At 60.9% G+C, this 9,938-nt stretch carries 10 protein-coding genes; 7 read left to right on the top strand and 3 right to left on the bottom strand.

The genetic code is table 11. The features are described from left to right. Window positions 1-1,254 (top strand): helicase-related protein (locus PA598K_RS23105; protein WP_128659257.1); only part of this gene is annotated, 1,254 nt, incomplete at its 5' end. An 83-nt stretch (window positions 1,255-1,337) separates the two neighbouring features. Then, complete coding sequence (locus PA598K_RS23100; protein ID WP_128659234.1) at window positions 1,338-2,279, top strand: ComF family protein; 942 nt, start codon at window positions 1,338-1,340, stop codon at window positions 2,277-2,279. Here PA598K_RS23100 and PA598K_RS38825 read toward each other — a convergent pair. The 3 genes from PA598K_RS38825 to PA598K_RS37400 are packed head-to-tail and all read right to left on the bottom strand — an operon-like array spanning window position 2,259 to window position 5,280. Continuing rightward, window positions 2,259-3,755, bottom strand: a complete 1,497-nt coding sequence (locus tag PA598K_RS38825; protein ID WP_128659233.1) for a pyocin knob domain-containing protein — start codon at window positions 3,753-3,755, stop codon at window positions 2,259-2,261. The genes PA598K_RS23100 and PA598K_RS38825 overlap by 21 nt on opposite strands. A 41-nt stretch (window positions 3,756-3,796) precedes the next feature. Continuing rightward, complete coding sequence (locus PA598K_RS37405; protein WP_221414171.1) at window positions 3,797-4,357, bottom strand: collagen-like protein; 561 nt, start codon at window positions 4,355-4,357, stop codon at window positions 3,797-3,799. Further along, the gene (locus tag PA598K_RS37400; protein ID WP_221414170.1) at window positions 4,354-5,280 is read right to left on the bottom strand and encodes a pyocin knob domain-containing protein; all 927 of its coding nucleotides are present in this window, start codon (window positions 5,278-5,280) and stop codon (window positions 4,354-4,356) included. Before PA598K_RS37400 ends, PA598K_RS37405 begins: the two co-directional genes overlap by 4 nt. Before the next feature lie 249 nt (window positions 5,281-5,529). On the opposite strand from PA598K_RS37400, the gene PA598K_RS23085 reads away from it, so the two are divergent. From PA598K_RS23085 to flgK, 5 genes are all read left to right on the top strand, one after another. Next, window positions 5,530-6,819 carry a TraB/GumN family protein gene (locus PA598K_RS23085; protein WP_185602182.1) on the top strand — a complete coding sequence of 430 codons (1,290 nt, stop codon included), beginning with the start codon at window positions 5,530-5,532 and terminating at the stop codon, window positions 6,817-6,819. A 208-nt stretch (window positions 6,820-7,027) separates the two neighbouring features. Continuing rightward, window positions 7,028-7,435 carry a TIGR03826 family flagellar region protein gene (locus tag PA598K_RS23080; protein ID WP_128659231.1) on the top strand — a complete coding sequence of 136 codons (408 nt, stop codon included), beginning with the start codon at window positions 7,028-7,030 and terminating at the stop codon, window positions 7,433-7,435. A 132-nt stretch (window positions 7,436-7,567) separates the two neighbouring features. Then, on the top strand, window positions 7,568-7,831 hold the full coding sequence (flgM, locus tag PA598K_RS23075; RefSeq protein ID WP_128659230.1) for a flagellar biosynthesis anti-sigma factor FlgM: 264 nt from the start codon (window positions 7,568-7,570) through the stop codon (window positions 7,829-7,831). 25 nt (window positions 7,832-7,856) lie between these two features. After that, on the top strand, window positions 7,857-8,360 hold the full coding sequence (locus PA598K_RS23070) for a flagellar protein FlgN (RefSeq protein WP_128659229.1): 504 nt from the start codon (window positions 7,857-7,859) through the stop codon (window positions 8,358-8,360). A gap of 18 nt (window positions 8,361-8,378) precedes the next feature. Next, window positions 8,379-9,935 (top strand): flagellar hook-associated protein FlgK, encoded by a 1,557-nt coding sequence (flgK, locus tag PA598K_RS23065; RefSeq protein WP_128659228.1) that lies wholly within the window; start codon window positions 8,379-8,381, stop codon window positions 9,933-9,935. The last annotated feature ends 3 nt before the right edge of the window (window positions 9,936-9,938 follow it).

Raw genomic sequence — 9,938 nt, 5'->3', positions numbered from 1 at the left:
GGCGCGCGGCTGCGCCGGACGCCCTGCGGCGGATGCGGCCGCAGGTGCGCGTATTGCGAAGCGTGCCTGACCATGGGCAAGGCACGCGAGTGCGAGCTGCTCGTGCGCGGCGTTCGCGCGCACGGGCAGCCGCTGGGCGCCGCCGGGGACGAGGCGGCGGAGGGGCGGTTGCAGCGCTGGGGGCTTAGCCCGGCGCAGCAGGCCGCAGCGCTGCAGGCGCTGCGCTATATCGAGCGGGCGCCGGAGGCGGGCGACCGCGAGCGCACCTTCCTGCTGTGGGCCGTGACGGGAGCGGGCAAGACCGAGATGATCTTCCCGCTCATCGACTCGGTGCTGCGGCGAGGCGGCCGGGCGCTCGTCGCGACGCCGCGCCGCGACGTCGTGCTGGAGCTCGATCCGCGCATCCGCCGGGCGTTCCCCGAGGCGTCCGTCGCGACGCTCTATGGCGGCAGCGAGCAGCGCTGGGAGCAGGGCGCGATCACGCTGGCGACGACGCATCAGCTGATGCGGTTCGAGCAGGCGTTTGACCTGGTTGTAGTGGACGAGATCGATGCCTTTCCCTTCCATAACGACGAGATGCTCTACTACGCCGCCGACAAGGCGCGAGCACTGCAAGGCGTGCAGGTGCTGCTGTCGGCGACGCCGCCGCAGCGGCTGCGGCGAGCGGCCCGGCGGGGGCGACTGCCGCATGCCTCGGTGCCGGTGCGCTACCATCGACATCCGCTGCCAGTGCCGCAGCTGCTGCGCATGCCGTCGGTCGATGAGCTGCTGAAGCGAGGGCTGCTGCCGGCGACCTTACGCCGGGCAATCGAGGTGTCGCTCGGGCGCGGAGCGCAGCTTTTCGTGTTCGTCCAGCGCATCCGCCAGATCGAGCCGCTGGTCGCGCTGCTGCGACGTCTATTCCCCGGCACGCTGATCGAAGGCACCTCCTCGCAGGACCCCGACCGGACGGCGCGCGTACTGCGCTTCCGCAGCTGCGAGATCCGGCTGCTGGTGACGACGACGATCCTCGAGCGGGGCGTCACCGTGCCCCGGAGCGATGTTTTCATCCTGGACGCCGACGGCAAGCTGTTCGACGACGCTTCGCTTATCCAGATGGCCGGTCGGGCGGGCCGGTCGGGCGACGATCCGCGCGGTCGCGTCGTCTTCGGCAGTCCGGCGCGCAATCGCGCCCAGGCATCCGCTGTCCGGCAGATTCGCCATATGAATCGGCTTGCGCGACGTCAGGGCTATTTGTTGCCATCAGAGGAGTGAGAGCCCGGCACAGCATGCAAGCTTCGTGAAGCCTGCCCCGCCGTCTGCCACGGTCTGGCATAGTAGGGAGGAGCGATATCAAGATGAGTATCTGGCAAATCCCGCTCTATCAGCGGGCTGTACGCTGGCTCAAGGGGACGCTGCGGCTGCTGGCACCGCAGTATCCTGACTGCCTGATGTGCGGCAGGATGGCTCGACCTGGACTCCACACGCTGCGGGCTGCCACAGCTCCCAACGCGCAGGGGCCGAGATCCGGCGCGCCGAATAGGGACGACGCACAGAGCATCCTGCAATTGCACCCCCGGATCCACGCGCAGCTATGCCCGGACTGTCGGAGCAAGCCGGGCTGGATCCAGCCGCATGAGATCCGCTGCTACGCTTGCGGTCGGCCGGAGCGCTGCCCGGATTGCTCGCGCCGCGAGGATGGCCATCTCCTGTGGAATCGCAGCGCTGTCCGGTATACGCCGGAGATGCGAGAATGGCTGGCCGATTACAAATATCGCGGCCTCGAATCGGCAGGGCCGTTGCTGCACAGCATGCTCTACCCGCTGTACGATCATATGTTGACCGAGCGCAGACGGGCGACGGGAGACGCGGCCTGGAGCTGGGATACGATCGCCTTCGTGCCGCTGAGCGCGGAGCGTCTGGAGGAGCGGGGGTTCAATCAGGCGGAGCGCTTCGCCGCAGGACTGGCCGAGCATGGAGGGCTCCCTTACGCCCCGCTGCTGATGCGGACGCGAGACTCTGGCCGGCAGAGTCACAAAAACCGCGAAGCCCGCATCGCCGAGATGGCGGGACTGTTCGCCCCGGCGCCGGGCTGTCCCGGGTATCTTGAGCATCTCTATACCGTAGCAGGCGTCCGCCGACCGGTACGCATCCTGCTTGTGGACGATATTTATACGACAGGCAGCACGACGCATGCTTGCGCCGCCACGTTGCACGGAGCCGCGGGCGTACCGCTGGAGATCAGCGCCCTCACCTGGGCGCGTGCCGTAAGTGGACCATCACATGATTTGAATAATTGATAGGTTGGATAATTCATTGACGAACTCGATTTGACTCCCGGCTATATCGGTCAGATAGGATGTAATTACAGCGAGGTCCCAATTAATGTTGGTATGGACGAGACAGCTTCCTTGCACAGTAAACTCTCCTGGGGCAAGGGGGTCAGGACCAATCCTTTGTTCCTCGATTGCACTCATTCGTTGCAGGGTGGCTCCAGTGACAACGAAGATATCCACCTTAACGGTCCCTGCCGCAACAGGATTCACTCGAAGTCTGAAACTATAGGATACAAGGTAATAGGTGTCGGGCAACACGATGATATAATCGGGCTGTTCAGGCGGTTCGGGCAGAGATATCGTTGCGGGACTATTATTGAACACCTGCGTAAAATTAATGGGATTATATATCGATTGGATAAGGCCAGTAGGACTAAATACGGCGTTGTTGCCGATCGGAGAGGGGCCGGTGATGCCGCTCTGTCCTGTCGCCCCGGTCACGCCCGTAACGCCTGTCGCTCCTGGTACGCCGGTAGCTCCTGTCGCTCCGGTGATGCCTGCCGCGCCTGTTAAGCCGGTGGCGCCGGTCAAGCCCGTCGCGCCCGTGGCGCCTGTTGCGCCCGTCGTCCCGCCAACTCCGGTAGCCCCCGTAATCCCGATGGCGCCTGTCACGCCTGTCGCTCCTGTCGCTCCGGTACTGCCCGTGGCGCCAGCGATTCCTGTAAGGCCTGTAGCCCCGCTAGCCCCGGCAGCCCCCGTCGCGCCCGTCGCGCCGGTGACTCCGGTCGCGCCTGTGCGCCCGCGAGCTCCGGTAGCCCCGGTTGGACCAATACCCGTAGCTCCGGTGCTTCCCGGCCTGCCGATCTCCAGCCAGGGGGTCCAGCTCGCTCCAATGTCCGTGCTGCTGCGGTAGTACAAGACCAGGTTGGACGTATACAGCTGCTGTACGAAATTTCCGACTCGGGAGACATACAGCGTCCAGACCGCCGGCAGCAAGACCGGCGGGGTGTTCAAGGGGTCAGGAGCGTCTGGACCCTCTGATCTATAGACCCCTGCATCGACATATTGGTCCAGATTGGGGGTGCCAGGCAGCGCGTCGGAGAAGGGCAAATAATGCAGGATGACCTCTCCGGTCTGACCGTCGACGCTCAGTACGCCGCCTGCTGTGCCTGTCGGTCCGGTCGGTCCGACAGGGCCAGCTACGGGAGAGAGGGCGGTCGTGGTCTTCAGCTTGGAATCCAGTATGATCTCCTGACGGAAGATGGTCTCAAGAATCGCTTGGGCGCTCCTGTTGACCTGCATCACTTGATCGATCGATGCGGGCGGGCCGCTCAAGCCGGGGAGGGTTCCGAGCGCAAGCTGGATTTTCTCCCCCTCTGCGTTTATGATATGCGCCAAGCCAAGCTCCTCCATAGCGATGGACGAGAGCAATAAGTTGACGGCATCATCCCGGGTTAACGTAATTGTAGGCGTGATATTGGGCACATTCGGTTGTGACATGCGATGAGTTCCTCCTTTTTACACAAGATCGAGGTATTAGCCTACATAATCTGGACGATCGTTATACTTGAGAAACCTTCATTAAACGAGGGCGCGGCAACGGGATTCTCCAGCACGTAGGAGCTGGTAAGCGACAGGGTCGTGTTGGCCTCTGTAGAAATCAGCCCGCTTGCGGCCATCGTAAACTCTCCCGGAGCTACCCCGCCCGGGGCAAGCGTCTGCTGCTCGATCGCGCATAGTCGCTGCACTTCGTTGTCCAGCAGGACTAGCAATTCGCATTTGATATCTCCGGTGACTGCCAGAGGGACCGCAACTCGAATGCTGTAGGAGACATAGTAATAGCTGTCCGGCAGCAAGGTGATGCCAAGACTATCCGGGTTCAGTTGAATATTGGCGGGGTTGTTATTGTACACCGTCTCCAACAACGTGGGATCGCCTGTAGCGGTAAGCTCGCCCATAGGTTGGAAGACAGCATTGTTGAAAATAATCGTTGGTCCCGTCGCCCCAAGGGAGCCCGTCGGCCCCGTCACCCCCGTCGCCCCGGTCAGGCCTGTCGCGCCTGTCGCTCCCGTGAGCCCGGTTGCGCCTGTCGCCCCGGTCATCCCTGTCGCCCCTGTCGCGCCGGTAAGTCCAGTGACCCCCGTGAGCCCGGTTGCTCCGGTGACGCCCGTAGCTCCAGTCGTCCCGTAGCTCCAGTCGCCCCGGTCTCTCCAGCCACGCCGGTCGCACCTGTGGCTCCGGTCACCCCTGCGGCCCCTGTGGCTCCGGTCGCGCCTGTCGCGCCGGTAGCCCCCATGAGTCCGGTTGCTCCAGTCACGCCGGTGGCGCCTGTGACGCCTGTCGCCCCGGTCAGACCGATCCCCGTCGCGCCGGTCGGCCCTTGCGCGCCGATCTCCACCCAGTCGGACCAATTGGCCCCGGCGGTCGTGCTGCTGCGATAGTACAAGACCTGGTCGGAGACATAGATCTGCTGCACATAATCGCCGACCCGTGAGACATACAGCGTCCAGACTGCCGGTTCAGGCACCGAGGGCGGTCGATCCGATGGCGCGGATCCGCCCGTACCATCCGAGCTGTACACCCCTGCCGCGATGTATTGCCCCAGTCTGTTGCCGGAGGGCAGGTTGTCGGTGAAGGGCAGGAAGTTCAGCGTAACGTCGCCTGTCTGGCCATCCACGCTTAAGACAGCGCCGGACAGCCCGGTGGCGCCTGTCGGTCCGGCAGGGCCGATCATCGAAGGGAGGGTCGACGCCGTGCGCAGCTTCGATTCGAGCATCATTTCCTGACGGAAGACCGTGTCCATCATAGCTTGTACACTGTCATTCGTCTCGAGCACTTGTTCCAGCGTAGCAGGGGTAGATCCGGGCAACGTCCCGAGGGCAAACTGGATCTTTTCCCCTTCCGCATTGATGATATGTGCCAAGCCGAGCTCTTCCATGGCAATTGACGAAAAGATCAGGTTAAGCACTTCGTCGCGAGACAACGAAATCGTTGGCGTAATATTCGGCAGATTGGGATTTGACATGCTAAGCTCTCCTTCGTACTCAAAGTTATGGTATTCTATTCATGAGCCCTTCTTATGTGCCTAGTAAGTCCTCGGGTTAGCGTGTACCTTTTATGGTTATATCGGGATAGGGGCGCCGTATGGGCACTGTCCCCCCCAGCCTATGCGCGAGCAAGAGCATTTTGCTCCCGAAGACGGGTCAGCCAATGTCTATGTTGTGTGTTGTCTAAGGTCCCAACTATTATTGTCGCAAAGGAGATCGTTGCACTTATGAAAAAAATAATGTCCCTCTGTCTCTCGCTCGTCCTCATGCTCTCCATGGTAGGCGCTGTCGCTGCCGCCGAGCGTCCGATCTCGCTCTGGTATGGCGAGCAGCAGGTAGAACTGGGCGCTGCGCAGCCGGTACTGCAGGACGGCGTCACTCTGGTGCCGGTCAAGCCGCTGTTCGAGCAGATGAGTCTGAAGCTCGGCTATGATGCGTCGACCCGCACCATTACCGGTCAAAATGACGACTTGTCCATCTCTTTACAGATAGGCGCCAAAGAAGCGACCGTGAACGGCAACGCCGTGACGCTGCCGGCAGCCGTGGCCAGCCTGAAGGATGTCACCTACGTGCCTGTGCGTGCGCTCGGCGAGGCAGCCGGATACCGTGTCGTCTGGGATGCGCAGCAGCGTGCGATTCAACTGCAGGGCGCAGCAGGCGAACAAGGTCAGGAAGGCGAAGAAGCTGCTGGCGAAGGCAGCAAGGGTTTCCTGTGGAAGGCCGAGGGCGAAGGCAGCGATGTCTATCTGCTGGGCTCGATTCACGTAGCCGACTCGGACATGTATCCGCTGCGCGCGGAGATCGAGGAAGCGTTCGCGGCGTCGGATTATCTGGGCGTGGAGCTGGATATCTCCGATGTCAGCCAGGATATGGAGGCGCTGACCGCCGAGCTGGGCATGTACCAGGATGGCACGACGCTGAAGGATCATATTCCTGCCGAGACCTATGCTGCTCTTGGCGAGCTGTTGAAGGGATTGGGCTTGCCGCAGGACTCCTTTGATGTCTTCAAGCCGTGGATGGTCTCGACCACGATCGACTACTTGCAGATTGGCGATGCCGGCTATGAGGGCGACCTCGGTATCGATATGTATTTCCTGCAGGAGGCCAAGCAGCGCAAGCTGCCGATCCTGGAGCTGGAGAGCGCGGAGCTGCAGCTGAAGATGTTCAACAGCTTCTCCGATGAGCTGCAATTGCAGATGCTCGAGGGTTCTATTGCCGCTTATAACGCAGGGCCCGACGAGAATGCGCAATTTACGATCGACCATATGATCCAGATGTGGATCGACGGCGACCATGAGCTGCTGACCGAGCTGACCGAGCAGTTCGGACCAAGCGGGGAGTATATGGACGCGATGCTGACCGACCGCAACAAGGGCATGGTAGATAAAGTTAAGGGTTATCTCGATGATCAAGAAGGCAAAACCTACTTCATCGTCGTCGGCGCCGCCCATATGGTCGGACCAAGCGGGATTGTGACGCAGCTGCGCGAACAGGGCTACACCGTCACCGAGCTGTAGCCTGGAACTGTAACTCGATGTAAACCGATGTAATCCGAGCTTTTCCCGAACAGCGACGTTCCGCGTCCTCATGTGCAGGCGCGGGACGTCTTTGCGATGGCGTAGGCGCGCCCCCCAAGGAGCTTGGCCGAAAAAAGAGATGAAATCTATGGCGCTTTCCGTTAAACTAGGAAGTAATATTGGAGGGTACTGGAAGGAGCGCCAAGCTATGAATCTGGGGAATTGTCCGCGCTGCGGCAAGCTGTATGCCGTTAATTTTCGTGAAGTCTGCCCTGCCTGCATCAAGGATATCGATAATGAATATGAACGGTGTGCCACCTACCTGCGGGAGAATCGAGGCTGCGGGATTCAGCAGCTCTCCGAGGAGACAGGCGTCTCGTACCGGCAGATTACCAAGTTTATCCGCGAAGGACGAATTTCGCTCATAGATGCGCCGAATCTGGCCTATCCATGCGAGATGTGCGGTACGTTTATCCGGGAAGGGAATATGTGCCTGGATTGTCGCGCCAAGCTGGTCAAGGAGCTCGGAACGGCCAATGAAACGGCTGCCAGCGCCGCGGAACGAGCGAAAAACGCCGCCGTCTACAAAATCGGCGACAAGCTGCGCAAGGAATAGTCTGCCAACCGAATCGCTATAAACTTTCTCATACAGGCTGCCGATATTACTAACAAGTAATCATCGGCCTTGTTTATTTTCAGCTATAATAGAGGGCCGTCCGGTCACGTCATAGATTAGAGGTGAAGTACGATGAAAATCAATGAGCCTAACCGCATCTCCGGGCTTCAACCATACAACCAAACCAAGGGACAGCGCGCGGAACAGACGGGGGCTGCCAAGCGCAAGGATCAAGTCACCATATCTCCGGAGGCGAAGGAGCTGTTGGAATCGAATCGGATCAACCAGGCCGAGCGGGCCGAGCAACTGAAGCAGTTGAAGCAAGAGGTCTCCTCGGGCACATACCACGTCGAGGCCGGCAAGATCGCCGAGAAGCTGCTGCCCTACCTGAAGTAAACCTCCCAGAGGAGAGAAAACCGACATGAATGAACCGCTCCAAGTCGTCATGGATACGCTTCAACAGCTGACTCGTCTGCATCGCGAGCTGTGCGAGCTCGGCCAGCACAAGCGCGATGCGCTGGGCGGCGGCCAGGTGGATACCGTGGCCCATATCTCCAGTCGCGAGAGCCGGCTGCTGCAGCAGATCGGAGAGCTCGACCGGCAGCGTCTGTTGGCTATCGGGCAGTATGTCGCGCGGCAGGGCTTCGCCCCCACCGGCTCGTTCCGGATGGAGCAGCTCATCCAGATGGTGTACAAGGCCGAGGAGAAACAAGCGCTCCGCACGGCATGCAGTGAGCTGCAGGAGACGCTGACTGAGCTGCAGGAGATCAACGACTTTAACCAGCAGATGATCCGGCTCAATCTGGAGTACGTCTCGTACTCCATCGACCTGATCGCAGGACCGCCGGAGGAGGACGCGACCTACCATCGCTCCTTGCAGGCCGAGGGCTTCAAGCGCTTCAGCCAGTTCGACACGAGAGCTTAGAGAAGAGGTGTAGCAGAAGTGAGATCTACCTTTCATGGTCTTGAGGTCGCCAAGCGATCGCTGTTCACGCAGCAGGCTGCGCTCAATACGACAGGCCACAACATCGCCAATGCCAATACTACCGGCTACTCCCGTCAGGTAGTCAACATGGTCGCGGCCAAGCCGATCGAGGCGTTCGGGATGAACCGTACGACGATCCCGGGCCAGACCGGGATGGGCGTGGAGTTCAGCTCGATTACGCGGATCCGGGAGAAGTTCCTGGATGACCAATTCCGCAACGAGAACAAGTCCTTCGGCAATTACGCGATCCAGCAGGACACGCTCGAGAAGCTGGAGGCCATCGTCAATGAACCCAGCGACACAGGTATCCGCACGGTACTGGAGAGCTTCTTTAACGCCTGGTCGGATCTCAGCAAGGCGCCGGAAAACGCCGACGGCCGCAAGATCGTCCGCGAGCAGGCGCTGGCGCTCACCGATGCGTTCAATCATACCGCCAAGTCGTTGCAGGATCTAAAGGCCGACCTGACAGAGAGCGTCAGCATCAAGACGACGCAGATCAACTCGATCCTGGGCAATATCGCCAAGCTCAACGGCGAGATCCAGCGTATCGAAGGGCTCGGCGACGACGCCAATGATCTGCGCGACCAGCGCGATCTCATCACCGACGAGCTGTCGCAGATGATCAACATCCGCGTCACTGAGGGCACAGGAGGCTATACGGTGACGATGGGCGGCATCGAGCTTGTGGCCGGTCAGGTCGCAGAGCCGCTGACAGCCGCTGAGATGGAGGACTACTTCGCTTCGGGGGACCTCAATAGCGGCGAAGTGTTCGGGATGATCCAGTCTCGCGACCATTTCGTGGAGGGCTACATCGCCGACCTCGATCGCCTCGTGGACAAGCTGGCCAACGGCGACATGGAGATCAAGCTGCCGGCAGGCTCCGTCCTGCCGGAGGGCACGACCCTGAACGGCGTGCTCTATGCCGGTGCGAACCGGACGCTATCGGAGGATACGACGGTTACCGTGAAGGGGCTGAACGGGCTGCATCAGCTCGGCTACAACTTCTCCTCCGAGCCGGGCGGGCTGCCGTTCTTCACCAATGCCGACGGCACGACGGAGAACCTGAAGGCGAGCGAGATCACGCTCAACCGCGAGCTGGCGGACAACCCGACGAAGATCGCCACTTCGATGCGGATCGCGACCGTGGATGGCGAGGAGAGCGTTGTGCGCGGCAACAACTCGCTGGCGCTGCTGTTCTCGCAGGCTCGCGATTCCCGGATCAACTTCGGCACCGCATCCGAGCCGGATCTGGCTACCGTCGATTCGTACTTCCGCTCGGTTGTCGGCCAGCTCGGCGTCCAGGCGCAGGAGGCCAATCGCCAGCTCGCCAACTCCAAGACGCTGGTCGACCAGGTCGACGCGCGCAGACAGTCGGTCAGCGGTGTCTCCCTTGACGAGGAGATGGCCAACCTGATCAAGTTTCAGCATGCGTACAACGCCGCCGCCCGCAACATGACGATGATCGACGAGACCTTGAACAAGGTCATTAACGGCATGGGTATTGTAGGCCGTTAAGCA

The organism is Paenibacillus sp. 598K (assembly GCF_003851045.1).
In the GTDB taxonomy this organism is placed as follows: domain Bacteria; phylum Bacillota; class Bacilli; order Paenibacillales; family Paenibacillaceae; genus Paenibacillus_D.
This window is presented reverse-complemented; position numbering and strand designations above follow the sequence as displayed.